Annotated in this window: 19 protein-coding genes and 1 pseudogene; 14 read left to right on the plus strand and 6 right to left on the minus strand. The window is 61.7% G+C overall.

Going from position 1 to position 21,374, the window contains the following annotated elements:
* Positions 1-13: 13 nt before the first annotated feature.
* Positions 14-433, plus strand: a complete 420-nt coding sequence (locus ASG47_RS10980; RefSeq protein ID WP_061908939.1) for an IS110 family transposase — start codon at positions 14-16, stop codon at positions 431-433.
* 71 nt (positions 434-504) lie between these two features.
* Positions 505-807, plus strand: coding sequence for a transposase (locus ASG47_RS21315; protein WP_413813462.1), 303 nt, complete (start codon positions 505-507; stop codon positions 805-807).
* Between the two features lie 419 nt (positions 808-1,226).
* Here ASG47_RS21315 and ASG47_RS10990 read toward each other — a convergent pair whose 3' ends face one another.
* Together ASG47_RS10990 and ASG47_RS10995 are read right to left on the minus strand one after the other, a co-directional pair.
* Entirely contained in the window at positions 1,227-1,928 is a 702-nt protein-coding gene (locus ASG47_RS10990; protein ID WP_061908941.1) for an anti-sigma factor domain-containing protein, read from the minus strand.
* Positions 1,925-2,506, minus strand: coding sequence for a sigma-70 family RNA polymerase sigma factor (locus ASG47_RS10995; RefSeq protein WP_244483991.1), 582 nt, complete (start codon positions 2,504-2,506; stop codon positions 1,925-1,927). The genes ASG47_RS10990 and ASG47_RS10995 overlap by 4 nt, the downstream gene beginning before the upstream one ends.
* 157 nt (positions 2,507-2,663) lie before the next feature.
* Between ASG47_RS10995 and argB the strand changes: the two genes are divergently transcribed.
* Both argB and ASG47_RS11005 read left to right on the plus strand, forming a co-directional pair.
* Positions 2,664-3,563 (plus strand): acetylglutamate kinase, encoded by a 900-nt coding sequence (gene argB / locus ASG47_RS11000; RefSeq protein WP_061908945.1) that lies wholly within the window; start codon positions 2,664-2,666, stop codon positions 3,561-3,563.
* Positions 3,564-3,782: 219 nt separating this feature from the next.
* The gene (locus ASG47_RS11005; protein ID WP_061908947.1) at positions 3,783-4,574 is read left to right on the plus strand and encodes a sulfite exporter TauE/SafE family protein; all 792 of its coding nucleotides are present in this window, start codon (positions 3,783-3,785) and stop codon (positions 4,572-4,574) included.
* Between the two features lie 32 nt (positions 4,575-4,606).
* On the opposite strand, the gene ASG47_RS11010 is transcribed toward ASG47_RS11005, so the two are convergent.
* Together ASG47_RS11010 and ASG47_RS11015 are read right to left on the minus strand one after the other, a co-directional pair.
* Entirely contained in the window at positions 4,607-6,100 is a 1,494-nt protein-coding gene (locus ASG47_RS11010) for a DHA2 family efflux MFS transporter permease subunit (protein WP_082511692.1), read from the minus strand.
* 4 nt (positions 6,101-6,104) lie between these two features.
* Positions 6,105-6,692, minus strand: a complete 588-nt coding sequence (locus ASG47_RS11015) for a TetR/AcrR family transcriptional regulator (RefSeq protein WP_061908951.1) — start codon at positions 6,690-6,692, stop codon at positions 6,105-6,107.
* A gap of 189 nt (positions 6,693-6,881) precedes the next feature.
* Here ASG47_RS11015 and ilvA point away from each other — a divergent pair, with 189 nt between their 5' ends.
* The 3 genes from ilvA to ASG47_RS11030 all read left to right on the plus strand — a co-directional run bounded on the left by ilvA (position 6,882) and on the right by ASG47_RS11030 (position 10,584).
* Entirely contained in the window at positions 6,882-8,399 is a 1,518-nt protein-coding gene (gene ilvA, locus ASG47_RS11020) for a threonine ammonia-lyase, biosynthetic (protein ID WP_061908953.1), read from the plus strand.
* Positions 8,400-8,574: 175 nt separating this feature from the next.
* A complete protein-coding gene (locus tag ASG47_RS11025; RefSeq protein ID WP_156464074.1) occupies positions 8,575-9,810 on the plus strand; it encodes a hypothetical protein in 1,236 nt (411 codons plus the stop codon).
* 78 nt (positions 9,811-9,888) lie between these two features.
* Complete coding sequence (locus tag ASG47_RS11030) at positions 9,889-10,584, plus strand: pyrimidine 5'-nucleotidase (RefSeq protein WP_061908957.1); 696 nt, start codon at positions 9,889-9,891, stop codon at positions 10,582-10,584.
* A gap of 3 nt (positions 10,585-10,587) precedes the next feature.
* Here ASG47_RS11030 and ASG47_RS11035 read toward each other — a convergent pair whose 3' ends face one another.
* Complete coding sequence (locus tag ASG47_RS11035; RefSeq protein ID WP_061908959.1) at positions 10,588-10,956, minus strand: VOC family protein; 369 nt, start codon at positions 10,954-10,956, stop codon at positions 10,588-10,590.
* Between the two features lie 91 nt (positions 10,957-11,047).
* Here ASG47_RS11035 and ASG47_RS11040 point away from each other — a divergent pair, with 91 nt between their 5' ends.
* A complete protein-coding gene (locus tag ASG47_RS11040; RefSeq protein WP_061908961.1) occupies positions 11,048-12,925 on the plus strand; it encodes an ABC transporter ATP-binding protein in 1,878 nt (625 codons plus the stop codon).
* Here the strand turns inward: ASG47_RS11040 and ASG47_RS11045 are convergent.
* On the minus strand, positions 12,916-14,124 hold the full coding sequence (locus tag ASG47_RS11045) for a TIGR03862 family flavoprotein (protein ID WP_274532525.1): 1,209 nt from the start codon (positions 14,122-14,124) through the stop codon (positions 12,916-12,918). The genes ASG47_RS11040 and ASG47_RS11045 overlap by 10 nt on opposite strands.
* Positions 14,125-14,247: 123 nt before the next feature.
* On the opposite strand from ASG47_RS11045, the gene ASG47_RS11050 reads away from it, so the two are divergent.
* The 6 genes and pseudogenes from ASG47_RS11050 to ASG47_RS21320 form a co-directional block, all read left to right on the plus strand.
* Positions 14,248-15,159 (plus strand): ROK family protein, encoded by a 912-nt coding sequence (locus ASG47_RS11050; RefSeq protein ID WP_061908965.1) that lies wholly within the window; start codon positions 14,248-14,250, stop codon positions 15,157-15,159.
* Positions 15,156-15,872 (plus strand): copper homeostasis protein CutC, encoded by a 717-nt coding sequence (locus tag ASG47_RS11055; RefSeq protein ID WP_061908967.1) that lies wholly within the window; start codon positions 15,156-15,158, stop codon positions 15,870-15,872. The genes ASG47_RS11050 and ASG47_RS11055 overlap by 4 nt, the downstream gene beginning before the upstream one ends.
* Before the next feature lie 185 nt (positions 15,873-16,057).
* A complete protein-coding gene (locus ASG47_RS11060; RefSeq protein ID WP_061908969.1) occupies positions 16,058-18,055 on the plus strand; it encodes a methyl-accepting chemotaxis protein in 1,998 nt (665 codons plus the stop codon).
* A 321-nt stretch (positions 18,056-18,376) separates the two neighbouring features.
* Positions 18,377-19,627 (plus strand): WcaI family glycosyltransferase, encoded by a 1,251-nt coding sequence (locus ASG47_RS11065; RefSeq protein WP_061908971.1) that lies wholly within the window; start codon positions 18,377-18,379, stop codon positions 19,625-19,627.
* Positions 19,624-20,838, plus strand: a complete 1,215-nt coding sequence (locus tag ASG47_RS11070) for a hypothetical protein (RefSeq protein WP_061908973.1) — start codon at positions 19,624-19,626, stop codon at positions 20,836-20,838. The genes ASG47_RS11065 and ASG47_RS11070 overlap by 4 nt, the downstream gene beginning before the upstream one ends.
* A 392-nt stretch (positions 20,839-21,230) precedes the next feature.
* Positions 21,231-21,318 (plus strand): annotated as a pseudogene (locus ASG47_RS21320) (acetyltransferase); the annotation flags it as partial.
* Positions 21,319-21,374 lie beyond the last annotated feature (56 nt).

The following is a 21,374-nucleotide window of genomic DNA, read 5'->3' on the forward strand; positions in this document are numbered from 1 at the left end:
CCTCTCGTCATGAGTGAGAAGGCCTGAGACGCCTCGGGAGCTTTCTATCGCCAATACCGAGGCGGCTCTTGCGGACTGGTTGGCCGGGCTGAGCCGGCCCGAGCTGGTGCTGTTCGAAGCGACGGGCCGCTATGATGGCAAGCTGCGCCGCGCTCTGGAGCARGCCGGAATAGCATTCTGTCGGGTTAATCCGGCACASGCGCGGGCCTTTGCCCGGGCCACCGGGCAGTTGGCCAAGACCGATAAGGTCGATGCGCAGATGTTGGCCCGGATGGCGCAGGCTTTRCGGCCACATCCCCAGGCCGCCGCCGACGAGAGGCGCCGRCTTTTAGGCGAGTTGGCGCGGCGCCGGGATCAATTGGTTGACATGCGCCGGGGCGAACTGACCCGCCAACAGGAGATGGCGGAACCCGAAATCCTGACCGACATCTAGCACAGGCCCAGCGCCTCCTGCGGTCCATCCCTGGCATCGGCCTGGTCACCGCCACCACGCTGCTGGCCTTCCTGCCGGAGGCCGGCCATCGCTCGCCCAAGACCATCGCTGCGCTGGCAGGTCTGGCCCCCTTCAACAATGACAGCGGCCTGTTCCGCGGCAAGCGCAGCATCCGTGGCGGACGTCCTCGTGTGCGGGTTGCTCTCTACATGGCGGCCCTCACCGCATGCCGCAGCACTGGCCTGCTTGGTCAGTTCTTCCGAACCCTCACCGCCGCCGGCAAACCCAAAAAGCTCGCCCTCGTCGCTATTGCCCGAAAAATCATCGTCATCGCCAATGCCGTTCTGAGAGACCAAACGCCCTTCAAAACCTGAACCAACAACACAGTTGCTCGGGTCAAGCCCGAGGGAAAGGCGGTGAGTATGAAGGTTTCAGGGATGGAGTTGTTCAGGTTGTCCCGAGTGGAGACTACGCACTCGGGGCCGTTTAAACCCTGTCACCCCACCGCGGCGTTACTAACGCGAAAGCGGGAATCCGGGTTTCGGGAAGGGAGATTCCCGCTTTCGTGGGAATGATGTGGGGGACTTGGGGTTGTTCAGAAACGCGGCTGAGTGCGCGCGTTGGAACAAGGCACAGTTGCCTCGTGCATCGGCCAGTAAAATGGAAAAATGAGCAGCCGCCACCACCCGGCTTGTCCGGGTGGTCCAGATGGTAAAAAGATGGATTGCCCGGACAAGCCGGGCAATGACGACCGTCGGGAGAGCTAGGCCAACGAGCGCGCAAATGCGCTCGGCTAGATCTTTGTGACGGCGCCTTGCGCGACGATTGGGCCGGTGGGGACGCCGTTGGGAGCGCCGCCGGCGGGTTCTAGGGTTATGGCAAGGACCGAGCCTTCGCCCCAGCCGGAGCGGACGGCGTCGGTGAGTTCGACGGTCGTGCGGGCGTCGATTGGGACGAGACCCATCGAAATGGGGTCGTGGCCGCCCTGGATGGCCCAGAGTTCATAATCGCTGCCCGGTACGGAGTGACCGGAGAGCGAAGTGAGGCGAACAGCGCCCGTGCCGTCATAGAGGGCGACGAATTCGACATCGCTGCCTTCGGCCTGGAGCGCGGCGACGAGCTGATTGGCGAGCTGGCCGGAATCGGGGCGGGGCTGGAGCGTGCTGAACCCGACGGCGATTGCGGCGACGGCCAGAGCGCCGGCTGCGACGGACCGCCAGAGGGCAAGGCTATCCCACAGGGAAGCGCGCTTTTGAGCGCCGAAAAGTCTCGTTTCGAGATCGGAGAAGATATGGGCCGGTGGGCCGACAGGCTCGACCTGATTGTCGAGATAGGCAAAGCGCTGGACCCAGAAATCGCGTTCGCGCCGGAGGGCTGCATCCTGCTCGATCCTACGCGTCATCTCGGCATGCGCCTTGGGGCCAAGCAAGCCGAGGACGTATTCGGCGATCGCGGCGCGGCCCTGGTCCTCTTCTGTAAAATCTTGCTCGGTCATGTCGTCAGGCACTCTCGTAACTTTATGAGGCTGCGGCGCAGCCATGTTCTCATCGTGTTGACCGGCACGGAATGGCGGACTGCCAATTCCTCATAACTGAAGCCGTCAAGATAGGCCCCACGCACCGCATCGGCACGATCGGGATCGAGCGTTGCGAGGCAAACCTCGATACGCGCGCCATCTTCGGCTGCTTCCGCCTGCCGTTCAGGGTCAGGACTGAGATCGGGGATATCAAGGGCAACGTCTATGTCTTCACTGATCGGACGCCGCGCCCGGATGATATCCAAGGCGTGATTGCGGGCGACGGCGCAGAGCCAGCTAATGGGGCTGGTATTGCTTGAGACATATCGATCGGCTTTTTGCCAGATCTTGACGTAGACTTCCTGGATCGCTTCCTCGGTTTCGGCTCTGTCTTTTAAAATACGCAGAACTACGCCGAAAAGTTTCGCGCTTGTTCGGTCGTAAAGTGAGCGAAAAGCGACACGGTCGCGCAAGGCACAACGAGAGATCAGGTCCGCAATGTCGCGGGCTTCAGCTTGCATCGGCAAATGTCCGGAATGTCGTTCCGGCTCCTCCATGCGAGCATCTTTCCACGCACTCGCAGCACGGACAACGCAATTGTGGAGGAAATGGATCATCGGCCACGATTTTGTCGCGTCCAATGATTTAAACGGACGACAAAATGCACTAGACCCTTGCCCGTCCGCAGGTCTTTCCCGAGGAAACAGTCGACCCATGACCGACCAGAACACGACCGATCGCTTCAGCCACGATGCCGGCATCCTCGCGCAAGCCCTGCCCTATATGCAGCGCTACGAGGGCAAGACCGTCGTGGTGAAATATGGTGGCCACGCTATGGGCGACGCCCAGCTTGGCCAGGCTTTTGCGCGCGACATTGCGCTTTTGAAGCAATCCAAGGTCAATCCGATCGTCGTGCATGGTGGTGGTCCGCAGATCGCCTCGATGCTCAAAAACCTCGGCATCGAATCCAAGTTCGAAGGCGGCCTTCGCGTCACCGACGCACGGACGATGGAAATCGTCGAAATGGTGCTCGCCGGTTCGATCAACAAGGAAATCGTCGCGCTGATCAATGCCGAAGGCGAATGGGCCATCGGGCTTTGCGGCAAGGACGGCAATATGGTCTTTGCCCGTAAGGCCGAAAAGAAGGTGAAAGATCCCGGCTCCAACATCGAGCGCGTGCTTGATCTCGGCTTTGTCGGCGAACCGGTCGAAGTCGACCGGACCCTCCTCGATCTGCTCGCCCGCTCGGAAATGATCCCGGTGATCGCCCCGGTCGCGCCCGGCCGCGATGGCAACACCTATAATATCAATGCCGATACCTTTGCCGGCGCCATTGCCGGTTCGCTCGGCGCCAAGCGCCTTCTGTTCCTGACCGACGTGCCGGGCGTGCTTGACAAGGACGGCAAGCTGATCCCCGAACTGACGGTGAGCGACGCGAAGAAGCTGATCGCCGACGGGACGATTTCGGGCGGGATGATTCCGAAGGTCGAGACCTGCCTTGAGGCGCTCGATTCAGGCGTTGAGGGTGTTGTCATTCTCAACGGCAAGCAGCCGCATGTGGTGCTGGTGGAGCTTTTTACCGAGTTCGGTGCGGGTACGCTGATCGTAAGGTAAGTCCTTCTTCGGATCTGCCACGACCACCGGTTGTCATCCCGGGCTTGATCCGGGATCCATCCTGAGATCTCGAGATGGGCCCCGGCCTTCGCCGGGGTGACAATCGCAGATATGTCAAATGATCGGGGCTGATCTGGGTAGCGGTGAGTTTCACCGCCCCGCCTCCACCGGAACGGAATCCGCATGAGCCTTGTTTCGAGAACCAAATAAAGCTGGGGGATGCTTTTGGGTTCGGAGTTTTTCATTTTTGCCGTGGTGGGCTTTCTGGCCCAGATCGTCGACGGTGCGCTTGGCATGGCCTATGGCGTCGTCAGTTCGACCATGCTCCTTTCCTTCGGTGTACCGCCGGCTGCAGCCTCGGCCAGCGTCCATGCCGCCGAAATGTTCACGACGGCCGCTTCGGCGACGAGCCATGTGCGCAATCGAAACGTCAATTGGAAGCTGTTCTGGCGGCTCGCGCCGGCGGGGATCGTCGGCGGCGTGCTCGGCACCTATGTGCTGACCGCGATCGACGGTGCGGTGCTGCGGCCATACGTGACCGCCTATCTCGGGCTGCTTGGTGTGTTCATTCTCTATCGCGCCCTGCGCGTGCGGGGCGCCTATCGCGAACCGCAGACCAAGATCGTCATGCCGCTTGGTGTGGCCGGTGGCTTTGTCGATGCTGCCGGTGGTGGCGGCTGGGGGCCGATCGTGACCTCGAGCCTGATCGGTTCGGGCGGCGCGCCGCGCTTTGTCGTTGGCACAGTCAACACGGTCGAATTCTTCGTGACGACGGCGGTTTCGATCGCCTTTATCACCGCCCTTCTCACCGGGCACTGGAGCGAGGCCGAGGGGATCGATCAGTATTTCTGGTCAGTGGCGGGGCTGGTGGTCGGCGGCGTGATCGCCGCGCCTTTGGCAGGCTTTATCGTCCGCATCCTGCCGCCCAAGCGCTTGATGCTGATGGTCGGCACTTTGGTCGTTTGCCTCGCGCTATTCCAGACCTGGGAACTGCTGTTCAAGGCGAGCTGAGGGACGGCAGCGCACCGCCGTCCCCCGAGAGATCAAACTTCGATCGCGACATGCTGCTGCGGTGCGCCGCCCGGCGCCCGGGCCGCTGGACGCTTGAAGGCAAAGGCCAGCAAGAGCACGAGGCCAAAGCTGATCACCTGATACCAGAGCGCCATGGCGGTCGAATCCGCGAAGGCCGCGTGGGGTGCAGAGCCCGTCGCCATGGAATTGCCGAGGTGGGTGAAGAAGATTTCACCGATGATGGCGACGCCGAGCGCGCCACCCACCTGCTGGAACGCCTGGAGCGCGCCTGAGCCGGCACCGGCATCGCGCTGGGGCACATTGGCCAGAACGAGCTGGAAGAGCGACGAGAACCCAAGGCCGAGGCCGATACCGGCGATGAGGAGTGGCGGCAGGAAGGCCCAATGGTCGATCGTGTCGCCGACGCCCGCAATGTAGAAATGCAACCAGCCAATGCCGAAGCTAAGGAGCGCACCGGCCGCGGCGAGACGGCTGCGGAGATAGTGGGCGCCAAAACGGCCAGCGATGAGCGAGGCAATCAGGACGCCAACCGAGAACGGGGTATTGGTGAGGCCTGATTCAAGCGGGGTGAAATTGAACCCGCCCTGCAGGAGCAGCGAAATCACCATGAACATACCGGGAATACCCGAAGCGAAGATGGTGACGACCAAGGCGCCGAACATGAACTGGCGATTGGTGATCAGGTCGAAGTTGAGAAGCTGCGACTGGCCGGCGGCGGCGCGGTGGCGCGTCCAGAAAACAAAGGCCACGATGAGCGCGAGGCCGGCAACGATCATGGCAAAGCACCAGGCTGGCCAGCCATAGGCGCGACCTTCGACGATCGGGAAGACCACCGCCATGATGCCAAGACCGAAGAGGGCAATGCCGACATAGTCGTTCTTGAGCGACGGATGTCCCGGCAGGCGCGGGATCAGGAACCAGCCCGCGACGACGGCGGCGATACCTATCGGGATATTGACGAGGAAAATCGGCTGCCAGGAGAGGCCGAAGAGATTGGCCGAGATCAGGACGCCACCGAGGATCGGACCGCAGACCGAAGCAAGGCCCGCGGAAAGACCAAAGAGCGAAAAGGCCTGGCCGCGTTCATTGGGTGGGAAGGTGACGGTTGCGATGGCGAGGACCTGCGGGGTCATCATGGCGCCGGCAAGGCCCTGAATGATGCGCGCCACGATCAGGAACTCGATATTGGGCGCGAGGCCGCAAAGAGCGGAAGCGGCGGTGAAGCCGGCAACGCCCCAGAGGAACAGCGTCGTGCGCCCCAGAATGTCGCCGAGGCGACCGAAGGGCAAAAGCCCGAGGGCGAAGGCGAGAATATAGGCCGCGATAACCCATTCGATCTGCGTATCCGAGGCACCGAGCCCGGTGCGCATCGAGGGGAGCGCGACATTGACGATGGTGACATCGATGAGGTTCATGAAATTGGCGATGAGCAGCACGAAGAGCGCCACCCAGCGGCGCGGATCGGGCGGCGTCGCAGCGCCGGCTTGAGCATGGGGAGAGGACATGGATTTATCCTTGTGACGAAGGGAATGAAAAAGCGCGTTCGAGTTCGGCAGTGACAGCAGGGAGCTGGGCGCGCCGATGCGGACGCCAGCAATCGGACAAGGCGGCCGTCGTGATCACGGCAGCAGCTTCCGGGTCGAGATCGGGCCGGAACGAGCCGTCGCTCACGCCAGTCCGAAAAATTTCGGCGTATTGGCCCGTCCAGAAACTTTGCATGGGCAAGATGATTTCGGCGATCGAGGGGTCGCGGCGGGCGCGATCGATCAGTTCGCTGAGGACGGCAATCAGTTCGGGGGAGTCCGCGACGATTTCGGCGAACTCGACGAATTCGATGCGGAGCTGTTGGAGGCCAGGCAGATCGGCGCGCGGATGGCGCTGGGCCGAGGCCTTGAAATCCTCGCGAAGCGATGCGGCAACGAGCGTGACCAGGGCTTCCTTGGTCGGTACATGGTAGTGAAGCGTCGCAATATTGATGCCCACCCGCTCGGCAATGTCACGGGTGCGGAGACCCTCGAGCCCTTTTTTGATGATCAGAGCGCGTGCGGCCTGGGCGATGGCGATCCGCCGATCGTCGCCGCTTTCGCGCCGGGTCATGGATGGGGACGAGGAGGACATCGAGAGGCTTTCAGAAATTTCTGGCGCGGATCATTAGCTCTACCGCAAACATCAATCAATCATTTGATTGAGACAATGTGTCATGCCTGCCGCGCATGGGTGTGTGGGTGAGGCGATTGACATTTTCTGTCAGCAGGCGTCCATCACGGCCAATTCCGGGAGCCCGCAATGACCGACTATGTCCGCAAGATCCTGACCTCGGCGGTCTATGAAGTTGCCGAACAGACCCCGCTCGATCCGATGCGCCTTCTCTCGCAGCGGCTGGGTCAGGATATCCTCCTCAAACGCGAGGATTTGCAGCCGGTCTTTTCGTTCAAGATCCGCGGCGCGCACAATCGCATGAGCCAGTTGACGGCCGAGGAACGGGCGCGTGGCGTGATCTGCGCTTCGGCCGGCAATCATGCGCAAGGCGTGGCGCTGTCGGCGACGCGGCTCGGGGTGCGCTCGATCATCGTCATGCCGACGACGACGCCCGAGATCAAGATCAATGCCGTCAAGCGGTTGGGCGGCGAGGTCGTGCTGTTCGGCGACGGGTTCGACGCGGCGCGGGCCCATGCCTCAGGCCTGGCCGAGCGGCATGGCTACGTCTTCGTCCATCCGTTTGACGATCCGGATGTCATTGCCGGTCAAGGTACGGTGGGCATGGAATTGCTGCGCCAGCATCCGGGCGAAATCGGCGCCATCTATGTGCCGGTCGGCGGGGGCGGCCTTGCGGCGGGGATCGCAACTTTCGTCAAGTTTTTGCGGCCCGAGATCAAGGTGATCGGCGTCGAGCCGGAAGAAGCCGCGAGCATGAAGGCGGCGATCGCCGCGGGATACCCCGTCCCGCTAGATCAGGTCGGGCTCTTTGCCGATGGCGTCGCGGTGCGGCAGGTCGGGGACGAGACGTTCCGTCTCTGCCGGGACCTGCTGGACGACATCGTGACGGTGACAGCCGACGAAATCTGCGCGGCGATCAAGGATATCTTTGACGATATGCGCGCCATTGCCGAACCCGCTGGCGCCCTGGCACTGGCGGGATTGCGGCGGCATGTCGAGGATGGCGCGGCGCCCGAGGGCAGCCTCATCGCCATCAACTCGGGCGCCAATGTCAATTTCGATCGGCTGCGTTATGTGGCGGAACGCGCCGAAATCGGCGAGCGGGCCGAAGCGCTCTTGGCCGTGACCATCCCCGAAATACCGGGCAGTTATCGCGCGTTCATTCGCCTGCTCGGGCGGCGAGCCATCACCGAATTCAACTATCGCTACGCCCACGGCGTCGGCGCCCATATCTTTGTCGGCGTAAAACTCACCCAGGGCGACACCGAGAAGCGCGAGATCATCGACCTCCTCTCGTCAAATGGTCTCTCGGTGACCGATATGACCGACAATGAAGTGGCAAAACTGCATGTGCGGCACATGGTGGGCGGGCGAGTGCATGACCTCGACGATGAAATGGTCTTCCGCTTCCAGTTTCCGGAGCGGCCGGGCGCTCTGCTCAAATTCCTCGAAGGGCTGAACGACGCCTGGAACATTTCGCTGTTCCATTATCGCAATCACGGCGCCGACTATGCCCGCGTTCTGGTGGGCGTGCAGGTGCCGCCCGAAACGCGCCAGGACTTCTATGCCCATATCGACGCCATCGGCTTTCCCTATTGGGACGAAACGGAAAATTCCGCCTATCGGCTCTTTCTTGAAGCAAATTGAACCGAATTGGCTAAGCAGAGTTCGACATTGTGGCGAAATAAACCAGTGCCATAAGAACGGACGCAATTCTGCCGCTTATCGACTGCAGTCAGTCTTCGAGGGGCAATTCAACCGGGGGACAGGCGGGCGTTCGAGTAATTCCGCAACCTCATTAACATCAAGGATGACGCAGACCATGATGAAGACCACGAAGATCCAGGGCCTGATGCTTGCATCCGGCTTGGCGACCCTCGCGCTGATGCAGCCAGCAATGGCGCTCGACGCGCAGACGTTCGTCGACCGCCTTGCAGCAGTCTACAAGGTCGGGGGCTATGACATTACGTTTGGCACCGCCACCCTGGATGGCACCACCATCACCGTCGATGGTGCCACCGTTGCCGTGGCCGGCATGGAAGGCGACCCGCTCACCATCGATACCGAACTGACCTTCACCGGCGTTGCCGACGCCGATGATGGCGGCTTTACTGCCGAGGCGCTGACCGTTCCCGATATCGACACCGACTTTGCCGAAGAACCGACGGGCCACCTGACCCTGACCGACATTTCGGCGACGGACATTTATCTGCCGCCCGAAGACGAGGTGAACATGACCGCCCTCCTCGCTTCGGTGGGCAGTGTTTCGACCGGTCCTCTCAAGATCACGCGCGATGGCGCCGATTTCCTCTCGATCGACTCGATCGAGGCGACGAACGAATTCACCTATGACGATGCCGACGCCGTCACCGATATTGCCTCGACCTTCGACATCACCGGCATCTGGGCCGACCTGACCTCCATGGCCGAGGAAGACCCGCAGGCAGGCCCGGTGATCCAGGCGCTTGGCCTGACCGAAATCAACGGCAATATCAGCGAAAAGATGACCTGGGGCCTGGCTGATGGCCACATGATCATCGACCAGTTCTTGCTGGATTTCGCCGATGTCGGCGCCATCAATTTCAAGATGGACATGTCGGGCCTGACCCCTGCCGTGTTCGAAAAGATCAATGCCATGGAAACGGCAAAGCCGGGCGCGACGCCGGAAGAGCAGCAGGCCCAGCAGATGATGGTGGGCATGGAACTGCTCCAGGCCGTAACGCTGACGAGCTCGAGCCTGCGTTATGACGATGCCGGTCTTGCACCAAAACTGCTCGACCTCTTTGCCAGCCAGTCCGGTGCCGATCGCGCCGCGTTCGTCGAAAGCCTCAAGGCCATGGTGCCGCAGCTTGTCGGCCAGGCCGGTGTTCCCGAGCTGACCGACATGGTCGTGCCGCAGGTCAACACCTTCCTCGATGACCCCAAGAGCATCGAGGTTGCCGTCAAGCCAGCGACCCCGACCACGCTGTTGGTTCTGAGCGCTGCTGCAGCCAACCCGGCCAGTTTGATCTCGGCTCTCGGCCTTGCCATCACGGCTAATCAGGCTGCCGCCGAATAAGCGCAAAACTTCGCGAGCCTCCTACGGGAGGCTCGCACCCCTGATGAAGCTTTCATCATTTTGTGCTAGCTTGGCGCCATGAACAGCCCTGCCGCACCAAACCTCAACCACATCACCGATTGGGTCTTCGACCTCGACAACACGCTTTATCCGCGTGAGTGCAATCTCTTTGCCCAGATCGACGTCCTGATTACCCGCTATGTGATGGACGTGACCCGCCTCGACTTCGAGGAAGCGCGATCCCTGCAGAAAAGCTACTATCGGGACTTTGGGACGACGCTCAACGGGCTGATGCACGGACACAAGATCGACCCCGAGCATTTCCTCAACACGGTCCATGCCATCGATTATTCGCCCGTCATCGCGCATCCGGCGCTGATCGACGCGATCCGCGCCCTGCCTGGCCGGAAATTCATCCTGACCAATGGCGACACAAACCACGCGCGCTCGGTGTTGGGGCGTCTTGGCGGGCCTGACTTGTTCGAAGACGTGCACGATATCCGCGCCATGACCTTCGTGCCCAAGCCGCATAAGCAGGCCTATGACGGGTTCCTCGGCCGCTATGGGATCGACCCGACCAAGGCGATCATGTTCGACGATCTCGAAAAGAACCTGGTCGTGCCGCACGAGATCGGAATGGCGACGGTACAGGTGGTGCCGGGCGCCGAGTTTGCGCATGACCAGGTGGAAGCCTGGGAGCTGGGCCAGACGACCGGCCCACATGTGCACCACGTGACTGGCGATCTCGCAGGGTTTTTGCGCAATCTGCGCTGAGCGCTACATGCTGTTGAGATGCAAAATATTGCCGTCGGGGTCCTTGAACCAGACCATGGCGAAATCGCCGGCGCGGTGGATGCCGTCGGCATAGTCCATGCCGTCATAGCGCTCGAAGGTGACGCCCTTTTCGGCGAGGCGCCGGGTGATCGCCTCGATTTCGTCGCCGACGCCCCAGACGACAGCATTGGCCTGATTGGTGCCGGCAAAGTCCGAGACATAGACGACGAGTGCTGTCTTGCCTGTCTTGAACTGCAGCACCTGATCGCCATCGCTCGTCAATTCGAGTTCGAGCACATCGCGATAAAAGCGGCGGGCGCGGTCTAGATCCTTGACCGCAACGATGGCGGCGCTGTCTTTGTCCTTGAGCATTGGTTCCTCCTCCATGCGTTCCGAGGGAACGTTTGTCGGGGAGCGCGGTTGCCTACTCGCCTAATCTGCGGCGCCCAACTAGAATACTGTCATGACCGATCTTCCAGGGCGCCGACCACCGCCCATTCCCGAACAATCTCCGACTTTCAGGCAACGACTCGACAATCTGCGGCATCTGGGGCGGCTCGTCGCACAGATCTGGCGCACCAGCCGGACGATGACGGCTGCCAGCATTGGCCTCAGGCTCGTCGCAGCACTGCAGCCCATCGCGGTGCTCTATGCCGCCAAGCTGATCGTCGACGAGGTTGTGCGGCTTTCCGCGCTGACGCCGCCCGGGCCGGACTGGACCGATTGGTGGAATGCGGGGCTCTTGAACCCGATCCTCTTGCTGCTGCTCCTCGAAATGGCGCTGGTGCTCGGCAATGATGTCATTGCGCGCGGCATCGGGCTCGTCGATTCCATCCTCTCCGAACTTCATTCCAACCAGGTCAGTGTCGAGCTGATGGGGCATGCCGCCAAGCTCGACCTCATGCATTTCGAGAGCGCGGAATATCAGGACCGGCTGGAGCGGGCGCGGCGGCAGGCGGCGGGGCGCAACGCGCTGCTGAGCCAACTTTTCGGCCAGGCGCAGGACATGATCACCGTCGTGACACTGGCTGCGGGCCTCTTCGTTTATGCGCCGTGGCTGATCCTTTTGCTGCCCCTAAGTTTCGTGCCTTCGATCTGGGGCGAAACGCGGTTCAACACCATGGCCTATATGGTCAGCCGCTGGCGGACGCCGGAGCGGCGCGAACTCGAATATATCCGCTATATTGGGGCCAGCGCCGAGACGGCCAAGGAAATCAAGCTTTTTGGGCTCGGTGAGTTTTTGATCGAGCGGTTCCGCAAGCTCGCGCATGACATCTTCATCGAAAACCGGCGCATCGCCATTTTGCGCAATGGCTGGGGCGCGCTGTTCGGCGCGATCGCCACCCTCGCCTATTACGCCGCCTATGCCTTTATCGTCTGGCGCACCATTGCCGGCGAGTTCACCATCGGCGATCTGGCCTTTTTGTCGGGCTCGTTCCTGCGGCTCAATGGGCTGTTCCAAAAAATCCTGCTCGGTTTTACCGCCATTGCGGGCCAGTCGATGTTTCTCGACGATCTCTTTTCCTTCTTCGAGATCGAGCCGACTGTCTTGGCGCCGGCTAGCCCAAAACCGTTTCCGGTGCCGATCCGGGATGGCGTGCGCTTTGAAAATGTCGGCTTTCGCTATCCCGAGGCTGAGAATTGGGTCGTCCGCAATCTGTCCTTCACGCTGAAGGCGGGGGAGACTCTAGCGCTGGTCGGCGAGAATGGCGCGGGCAAGACGACGATCGTGAAGCTGCTTGCGCGGCTTTACGACCCGAGCGAGGGGCGCATCACCATCGATGGTGTCGATCTCAAGGATATGGCGCCACGCGATATCCACGCCCATCTCGGCGTCATCTTCCAGGACTTCATCCGCTATAGTTTTACCGCGCGCGACAATATCGGCGTGGGGCGGATCGAGGATAAGGACGATCAGGGCCGCATCGACGAGGCGGCGGAACAGAGCCTTGCCGATGCCGTCATCGCCAAGCTGCCCAAGGGGTATGAGCAGCAATTGGGTCGGCTGTTCAAGCAGGGTCGCGATCTCTCGGGCGGGGAATGGCAGAAGGTCGCCATTGCGCGCTCCTATATGCGCGACAGCGAGCTGATCATTCTCGACGAGCCGACGGCAGCACTTGACGCCAAGGCCGAGGCGGAAGTGTTTTCGCGCTTCAAGGGGCTGGCGAGCGGCAAGACGGCGGTGATCATCTCGCACCGGTTTTCGACCGTACGCATGGCCGATCGCATTCTGGTTTTGGAGCACGGCGCTATTCTCGAGGCCGGCACGCATGAAGAGTTGCTGGCTTTGGGCGGGCGCTATGCGGAGCTCTTCGAATTGCAGGCGGCGGGTTATCGCTGAGCGTTGAGAAAGGCGATCATGCCCTCGGCGGCGGCACGGCCGGTGGCGAGGCACGCGGTGAGAAGATAGCCGCCGGTGGGCGCTTCCCAATCGATCATCTCGCCGGCGACGAACGTGCCGGGGAGCGCCTTGAGCATGAAGTTTTCGTCCAAGGCGCTAAAGGCAACGCCCCCGGCCGAGGAAATGGCTTCGGCAATTGGGCGGGTGCGCTCGAGGGTAATCGGAACGGCTTTTATGGCTGCAGCGAGCGCAATGGGGTCGAGCGCGCTGGCGTTTGGAAAACACTCGCGGAGGTGCGCGGCCTTCACTGGATCGAGCCCCGCGCCTTTGCGGATGCGGTTGGCAAAGCTCAATTTATTGGGATGACGCGCGAGATCGGCGGCGAGGCGCTCAGTCGAGCGGCCCGGCATGAGATCGACCGTGAGGACAGCTGTGCCCTTGGCGATGATTTCATCGCGGAGGGTCGCGGCATGGGCGTAGACCAGACTGCCCTCGATGCCCCAGCGGTTGACGACGAACTCGCCCGGGATGGTGCCGGCGGCGCTGGTGGCGGTCACCGATTTCAACGGCTGGCCGGCGAAGCGCTCGATAAAGAAGGAGCTCCAGGCGACCTCAAACCCGCAATTGGCGGGAAGGAAGGGTGTGATCTCAACCCCTTGCATGCGAAGGGGGGCGACCCAAGCAGCATCGGAGCCAAGACGCGGCCATGACGCCCCGCCGAGGGCGAGGAGAACGGCATCGAATTGGTGGCGTTCTTCGCCCGTGCGGGTTTCGAAGGTAAGGCTGTTGCCGTCGAATCCAGTCCAGCGGCATTGCGAGCGGATGGTGACGCCAAGATCTTGCAGCCGCGCGAGCCAGGCGCGGAGCAGCGGCGAGGCTTTCATGGCTTTGGGAAAGACGCGGCCGGAGGAACCGACAAAGGTTTCGACGCCAAGGCCAGCGCACCAAGTCCGGACGTCCTCGCCGGTGAATCTATTGAGTGCGTTTTCGAGCATTGGACGGGCAGCACCGTACCGGTCGAGCAAAGCGGAATGGCTTTCGGCATGGGTGATATTGAGCCCGGATTTGCCAGCCATCAGGAATTTGCGCCCGACTGTAGGCATAGCCTCGAAGACGGTAACCGAATGTCCGGCTGTTGCCAGAATTTCCGCCGCCATAAGTCCCGCAGGTCCGCCCCCGATGATTCCGACCTTGTTCAAACCGCGGCTCCAGAAAATTGAGGCCGATGCATAACCAGTTTCGTGGGCTGCGGCTATGGCATCGTCTGGCGCCCCGCACAGGCAGAGGCTAGTGTCGGCGCACCTTTTCTCCCAAGACCATCCATGATCACCTGTTTCGATATTGGCGGCACGACGATCAAAGCCGCAACCGCGACGACCCCTGATGCGCTGATCCATCTCGGCCGCCAGCCGACGCCAACGCAGGATTTCGAGGCCTTCGTTGCTGTCATCGCTGGTTTCGTAGCCAAAGGCGGCGCGCCGGCGGGATCGCCGATTGCCATTTCCATCACCGGCGTGGTCGATCCGCAGACAGGTCTGGTTACCTGCGCCAACATTCCCTGTATCGACGGGAAAGTGCTGTCCGACGAACTGGCTAAGCGGCTCGACCGGCCAGTGACCGTCGCCAATGACGCGGATTGCTTTGTGCTTGCCGAGGCGACATCGGGCGCCGGTCGCGGACATCGCGTCGCATTCGGCGCAATTCTCGGGACCGGCGTTGGCGGCGGCATCGTCGTTGACCAAAAGCTGCATCCCGGCGCAGGCGGGCTCGGCGGCGAATGGGGGCATGGGACGATCGTTGCGACCAAGGTTGATGTCGCGCCCTACGATTTGCCGCACTTTGCCTGTGGCTGCGGCCTTTCGGGCTGCCTCGACACCGTCGGCGGCGCGCGAGGCATGGAGAGGCTGCATCGGCATCTTCATGGCACGGAGCTGCCGAGCACCAGCATCGTGGACGCGTGGTCGGCCGGCGATAGTGCAGCGTCTCAGACCATCGATCTTTTCATCGCCCTCCTCGCGCAGCCGCTGGCGCTGGTGGTCAATATCATCGGGCCAGACATCGTGCCGGTGGGCGGTGGGCTCGGCAATAGTCGCGAACTGATCGCGCGCATCGACGCTGCAGTGCGGCCACGCATTCTCCGGCATCTCGATCGGCCGCTGATCGTTCCGGCGGAACTAACAGCAGATGCGGGCCTGGTTGGCGCCGCAGCGCTTGGGGTGGGAGCTGGTGCATGACTATTCTCGAAGTGTGCATCGACATCGCCGAAGGACTGGGCGTGGCACGAACCAATGGGGCCGACCGGGTGGAGCTATGCTCGGCCCTGGAACTCGGCGGTTTGACCCCGAGCACGGGCTTGGTAACTTTGGCTGCGCGCGCCGGAATTTCGGCGCGTGCCATGATCAGGCCACGCGCTGGCGACTTCGTTTTTGACCGCGATGAATTGGCGCAAATGCTGGTTGAGATCGATGCGATCCGGGAAACAGGGATCGAAGGCGTCGTGTTGGGCGCAAGCCTTGCAGATGGGCGCCTCGATATCGAGACGCTGACGCAACTCTCGGAACGGAGCAAGGGTATGAAGAAAACGCTCCATCGCGCCTTCGATCTGGTGCCCGATTTGGAAGAGGCGATTGAGCAGGCGATTACCCTCGATTTCGATACCATTCTGACCTCGGGCCGCGCTCACACGGCACTCGAAGGCATCCAAGATCTCGTGCGATCGCACCAAGTAGCTGCCGGGCGCATTGCCATCATGCCCGGCGCGGGTATCAGCGCCGCTAACGTCCGCAGCCTTCTGGATAACGCCCCTTTTGCGGCCATTCATGGCTCTTGCTCAGCACCGGCCAAGACCGACAACGAATTGGCAGCAAAACTAGGATTTGCGAGCTTAAATCGCCGAACAACCTCGGCAAAATTTGTAGCAGACTTGAAAGCAGCACTTCGACTTTAAGGTAAGGCCTTGTTTTTATTGAGATATGGCCGATTCATAAGTGCTTCACCATACATTAAGAGGAAAACTACTATAGTGCGGAAGTAGACCGCAATTCGGCGACAAGAACCCAGAATAGGTGTTCGGCAGATGGGCGGCTTTTAACCAAGCCGTAACCCCACGGCGCACTGAAAAGGTATTGTCGCATGCGCATCCGCGGCAAGGTTTTGACTATCGTCGGCATCATGGGCGTTGTCGCTGCCCTGATCACCGGCATTGGCCTATATGTCGTGGCCGAATATGACCACCAGATCGAACGCCTCGATCACGCCTCCAAGCGCGCGCTCTATGGCGAGTCGCTCAATCGGCGCGTGACGGCCGTGGTCATGGAAGCCCGCGGTGTCTACGCGGCAGCCAATACCGAAAAAGCCGGCCAGTTCGCCGAAGGTATCCTGACCCAGCTCGACGAAATGGACCGCGTTCTCGATCTTTGGCGCCCTCTGGTCGAAGTTGGAGATGAGGCTGCGTTCACCGCCATGGCCGATAAGGCGGCGACCTTCCGCACCTTCCGCGCCGAGACGGCGCGCCTTGGCCGCGATGTCGACCCAGCCCAGGCCAACGCTCAGGGCAATACCGACGAAAACCGCGCCAATCGCAAGGCCTTCCAGGCCGATATCGACGCGATCGTCGCCACCGACCTTGCAGACTACCAAGCCATCCAGCAGGATCTAGTTGGCTTTGAAGGCACGATGCGCACCCTCTTGCTGGCGGTTGCCGGTCTCGGGATCATCGCCGGCACCGGCGCGGCCGTCTACATCGGCACATCCCAGCTTGGCCGACCAGTTACCCGCCTGACCACCGCAATGCGGGCTCTCTCGGAAGGCGACTTCGAGACCGAAGTGCCCGGCGCCACCCGCGCCGACGAAATCGGCGAAATGGCGCAGGCTGTGCAGGTCTTCAAGGACAACGGCATCAAGATGGCCTCGATGACGGCACAGGAACAAGCCGCCGCATTGAAGGCCGCCGCGCGCACCAAGACCATGGAAGTCTTCCAGGCCGAATTCGACGATGTGGTCGAAGCCGCGATGGCCGGCGATTTCAGCCGCGCGATCACCACCAACTTTGCCGATCAGGACATCACGCGCCTGTCGCAGAACTTCAATGCCATGGTGTCGAGCGTGCGCACTGGCCTTGCGGACGCCGGCTCGGTCCTCGGCGCGCTTGCCGATACCGACCTGACCCAGCGCATGACCGGTTCGCACCAGGGTTCTTTCCTTGAACTGCAGACAGACATGAACCGCGTTGCCGATACGCTGACCGATGTGGTGACGCGCCTTCGCACCACGTCGCGCGGCGTGAAAGTTGCAACCGGCGAGATCCTGGCCGGCGCCAACGATCTCTCCGAGCGCACCACGCGTCAGGCAGCAACGATCGAAGAAACTTCGGCTACCATGGAGCAGCTTGCTCAGGCCGTGACCGAGAACGCCAAGCGCGCGCAGCGCGGTAGCTCCACTGCCGAGGCTGTCACGCAATCGGCCGTGCAAAGTGGCCAGGTGATGGACGAGGCGACGGCCGCTATGGGCCGGATCACCACTGCCTCGGAAAAGATCTCGAACATCATCGGCATGATCGACGATATCGCCTTCCAGACCAACCTTCTCGCGCTCAACGCCTCGGTGGAAGCGGCACGTGCCGGCGAAGCGGGCAAGGGCTTTGCGGTCGTCGCCGTCGAAGTGCGCCGCCTGGCACAATCGGCTGCCGAAGCCTCGTCGGACGTCAAGGCGCTGATCGAGGAAAGCGCGCGGGAAGTCGATGGCGGTGCGCGCCTCGTGTCCGACGCGGCCCACAAGCTGAGCTCCATGCTGGAGGCTATGCGCGCCAACAGCGCCATGATGGCCGAAATTGCCCGCGAAAGCGCGCAGCAGGCCCAGGCCATCGACGAGGTCAATGTGGCCGTGCGCCAGATGGACGAGATGACCCAGCACAATGCCGCTCTGGTCGAAGAAACCAACGCGGCCATCGAGCAAACCGAGGCCCGCGCCAACGAACTCGACACGATCGTCGAAGTCTTCCGCGTCTCCGAGCGCTCGGCACCTGTCGACGTGGCGCCCGTCCGCCGCCCGGCAGCAAAGGCCAAACCCGCGCAGGCCCAGTACCTAAGCCACGGCAATGCTGCGGTCTCGACGGACTGGGACGAATTCTGATCGAAATGCAGTCTAGACTGTAAACAAGCGGCGGCATCAACAGGTGCCGCCGTTTTGCTTTGGGTTTCAGAATAGACGCTGCGCGCCAGAACTATAAATCAGATCAATCGGGCTCAATATCGTTAAATATACGTAAATTGACCTATATCCTCGCAATGAATCCGCATTGACCCGATGAGGGATCAGTAAAACACTCAGAGCCGTCCATCCAATGAGGGGTAGGCCGGTGTTGAGCGTCAATGGCACCAGTGTAGCTTCGCGTGTTTTCAATATCGGTCTGTTGCCGGACAGAGGCCCGTTAGCAGATAGCGGCGGTGCACCATGAAGATATTGGTGCTGGGCCTCAATTACGCGCCCGAGATAATCGGTATTGGACCCTATACCACCGGCCTGGCAGAGGCCCTGGTGCGGGCTGGACATCAAGTCAGGGTTGTTGCGGGTCAGCCATATTATCCCGAATGGCGCGCTCGGCCGGGGCACGGTTTTTGGAATTTGGAGCGGCGGGGACGGCTCGACGTGCTGCGCGTGCCGCATTTTATTCCGCGGCACCCCACTGGCGCGATGCGCCTTCTCCATCATTTCACCTTTGCTCTCGCGGCATTCTTCCCAATGCTGTGGGCCGCACTGCTCTGGCGGCCCGATCGCGTTATTGCCATTGCGCCGGGTTTGATGGCAGCCCCCGTGGGTCTTGTTGCCGCGCGCCTGAGCGGCGCCACCGCCTGGCTTCACGTCCAGGATTTTGAGCTCGAGGCGGCGGAAGCGACGGGGCTTATCGGGCGCGGTTGGTTTTTGGGGAAAATACTGCGTCAGATCGAGAGGGGCATTCTCTGCGCCTTCGATCACGTCAGCACCATTTCCCCAGCGATGTGTCGGCGCCTTGAGGACAAAGGCGTACCGGTAAACCGGATTGCCGAGCATCGCAACTGGGCCGGCGTCGACCGGATCGTGCCGCAGGACGAGCCATCGCCCTATCGCGCGCTTTGGGGTATCGGCACGGAGCATGTGGCACTCTATTCCGGGGCACTCGGGCGCAAGCATGGGCTTGATCTCATCCTGGCGGCGGCGAGGCAGTTATCTCACCGAGACGATCTGACCTTCGTGATCTGTGGCAATGGCCCGGACCGTGCGGCGCTCGAAGCATCAGCATCAGGTCTGCGCAATATCCGCTTCCACGACCTGCAGCCGATCGAAAAGCTTGGCGATCTGCTCGCTCTCGCCACCATCCACCTACTGCCGCAAATCGCCTGCGCGCAGGATCTGGTACTGCCGAGCAAGCTGCCCAATATGCTGGCTTCCGGACGTCCCGTGGTGGCGACGGCGAGCCCACATTCGGCGCTATTTCAGGAGGTCTCGGGCTGCGGCATAGCCACGCCACCGCAAGATGCAGTGGCCTTTGCTCAGGCCATTGCGGACCTCTGCGATAATCCGGTGCTCGCGCGGCAATTGGGCAGCGCTGCACGCGCCAGGGCCGAAGCGCGCTGGAGCCGGCAGGTTCTACTAGCCAATTTTGTCGGCGACATCGAACAGGCCGAAAAGGCAGCAGCGCCTGCCATATTGGGGCAGCGGCCATGACGCTCGCCGTAGCGCTTTTTCTGGTCACTATCGCGCTCCCGGCGATGGCATTCGGCGTGCGGCACCAGCGCCCTGCCCTTTTGTTACTAAGCGCCGCTATTCTCGTGTCACACGGATTGCCGCTGGTATTTTTCGATCCGCGGCACGCCTCGGCGACGATGGTGGCCTATCGGGGCGAGGTCGTGTTGATGACCTTTCTCGCCAGCATGGCTTGGCTGCTCGGCTACTGGCTAGTCGCGCGGCCGCTTGAAGACGCAGGCACCATTTCACGTGGGTGGACCTTTGATCCCCTGCCGTGGCACATCGCCGTGCTGATCGGCCTTGTGATCTCGATTGGCCTCGCACCCGGCGGACCGATCGGCTTTGCGCAGGCCGGATTCTTGCGGCTGCCGGTCGAGACCCCGCTCTTTTCAGTCACCTATGCCTTCGCCTGTCTCGGCGCGTTGACAACGAGCCTTCTATGCCTGCGCCAGCTCAGCAATGGCGGGCCATCGCCATGGTTCTCGATGGTCCTGATCCTGGCCGTGTTCTGGCTTCTCGGTGGACGAACCCAACTCGCGATCAGCGGCCTGAGCTTTGCGCTGATCTATCTCGCACATGGCCGGATCAGGCTACGCCGCTTGATCGTGCCTGGTGTCGTCGTGGCGATCCTCGCCGTGCAGACATTGAGTTTCCGCCTGACACTCCAGGGCGAGGAAACAGACTTTTTCGCCAGCCTGCCGATGACGCTGTCGCAAATGTCGCTGCTTGAGGGCTATGCGCTTTCCGCCCGTTATGCGGCCGAGATCAGGTTCAATCCCGGGCAATATTGGGATGTGATCCAGCAGGTGCTGCCGCGCGCGCTGTTCCCCGAAAAACCGATGCAGTTGAGCCGGGAATTGCGGCTGATGGAGGCGCGCGATCTCCTTGGCGGTTTGACCCCCGGCCTTGCCGGCGAAGCCTTTGCGGCCGGTGGCCATCTCTTTGTGTGCGTGATCGGGCTGTTGTTCGGCGCCGTCTTGGCGCTCCTCGACAATGCCTATGCAGCACTGCGCGGGTTGACGCCTCTCAGTCAGGCACTGGTTACGGCGCTTATTCCGCTCCTTGCGATTTTCGTCCTGCGGGGCGGTTTCGATACCGGGATTTTCAGGCTCGCCGTCATCCTTTTTGGCAGCGGCGTGCTGGCGGTCTTCCAATCCGCAAAACTCAATCCTGCACGGCTTCAGCGATGAAGCGGGACATGCGTCACAGGCTCACAAAGGGCATCGATCGCGTTGCCGGGATGCTGCGCAGCCTCTGGTATCGACGCCTCTATCTGTCCTGGGTGCGCTTTGGAAAGTCGGTGATCTTTGCTGGACCGATCCGCTGCCCAGGCGTCACCGGCACAATCGGCATCGGCGATCGCGTCTATCTCGGCGGCAATATCAGCCTTGCCGTTGCCGAGGGCGGCGAGATCGACATCGGACCTGATTGCTCGATCAACCAGGGGACCATTCTCTCGGCACGGCGATCGCTTCGCATTGGCGCGGGAACGCGCATCGGTGATTATTGCAGTATCCGGGACAGCGACCATCGGATCAGCGCCGACACTCCAGTTCTGACGAGTGGTTTCGATTGTCGTCCCGTCAGCATCGGCGCCGATGTCTGGATCGGGCGGCTGGTGACGATCCTGCCGGGCGTCAAAATCGGTGATGGGGCCGTGATCGGAGCTCATAGCCTTGTCAATTCAGACATCCCGCCCCATGCCCTCGCGTTTGGAACGCCAGCC

Source organism: Devosia sp. Leaf420, from assembly GCF_001425445.1.
GTDB lineage: Bacteria > Pseudomonadota > Alphaproteobacteria > Rhizobiales > Devosiaceae > Devosia.

What these genes read in the sequence shown, in the direction of transcription:
- ASG47_RS11040 (WP_061908961.1), top strand. Translation starts at nt 11,048, where the DNA reads ATGACCGATCTTCCAGGGCGCCGACCACCGCCCATTCCCGAACAATCT.
- ASG47_RS11030 (WP_061908957.1), top strand. Translation starts at nt 9,889, where the DNA reads ATGAACAGCCCTGCCGCACCAAACCTCAACCACATCACCGATTGGGTC.
- ASG47_RS11005 (WP_061908947.1), top strand. Translation starts at nt 3,783, where the DNA reads ATGCTTTTGGGTTCGGAGTTTTTCATTTTTGCCGTGGTGGGCTTTCTG.
- ASG47_RS10995 (WP_244483991.1), bottom strand. Translation starts at nt 2,506, where the DNA reads ATGGAGGAGCCGGAACGACATTCCGGACATTTGCCGATGCAAGCTGAA.
- ASG47_RS11055 (WP_061908967.1), top strand. Translation starts at nt 15,156, where the DNA reads ATGACTATTCTCGAAGTGTGCATCGACATCGCCGAAGGACTGGGCGTG.
- ASG47_RS11035 (WP_061908959.1), bottom strand. Translation starts at nt 10,956, where the DNA reads ATGCTCAAGGACAAAGACAGCGCCGCCATCGTTGCGGTCAAGGATCTA.
- ASG47_RS11015 (WP_061908951.1), bottom strand. Translation starts at nt 6,692, where the DNA reads ATGACCCGGCGCGAAAGCGGCGACGATCGGCGGATCGCCATCGCCCAG.
- ASG47_RS11010 (WP_082511692.1), bottom strand. Translation starts at nt 6,100, where the DNA reads ATGTCCTCTCCCCATGCTCAAGCCGGCGCTGCGACGCCGCCCGATCCG.
- ASG47_RS10990 (WP_061908941.1), bottom strand. Translation starts at nt 1,928, where the DNA reads ATGACCGAGCAAGATTTTACAGAAGAGGACCAGGGCCGCGCCGCGATC.
- ASG47_RS11050 (WP_061908965.1), top strand. Translation starts at nt 14,248, where the DNA reads ATGATCACCTGTTTCGATATTGGCGGCACGACGATCAAAGCCGCAACC.
- ASG47_RS11060 (WP_061908969.1), top strand. Translation starts at nt 16,058, where the DNA reads ATGCGCATCCGCGGCAAGGTTTTGACTATCGTCGGCATCATGGGCGTT.
- ASG47_RS11070 (WP_061908973.1), top strand. Translation starts at nt 19,624, where the DNA reads ATGACGCTCGCCGTAGCGCTTTTTCTGGTCACTATCGCGCTCCCGGCG.
- ASG47_RS11025 (WP_156464074.1), top strand. Translation starts at nt 8,575, where the DNA reads ATGATGAAGACCACGAAGATCCAGGGCCTGATGCTTGCATCCGGCTTG.
- ilvA (WP_061908953.1), top strand. Translation starts at nt 6,882, where the DNA reads ATGACCGACTATGTCCGCAAGATCCTGACCTCGGCGGTCTATGAAGTT.
- ASG47_RS11065 (WP_061908971.1), top strand. Translation starts at nt 18,377, where the DNA reads ATGAAGATATTGGTGCTGGGCCTCAATTACGCGCCCGAGATAATCGGT.
- argB (WP_061908945.1), top strand. Translation starts at nt 2,664, where the DNA reads ATGACCGACCAGAACACGACCGATCGCTTCAGCCACGATGCCGGCATC.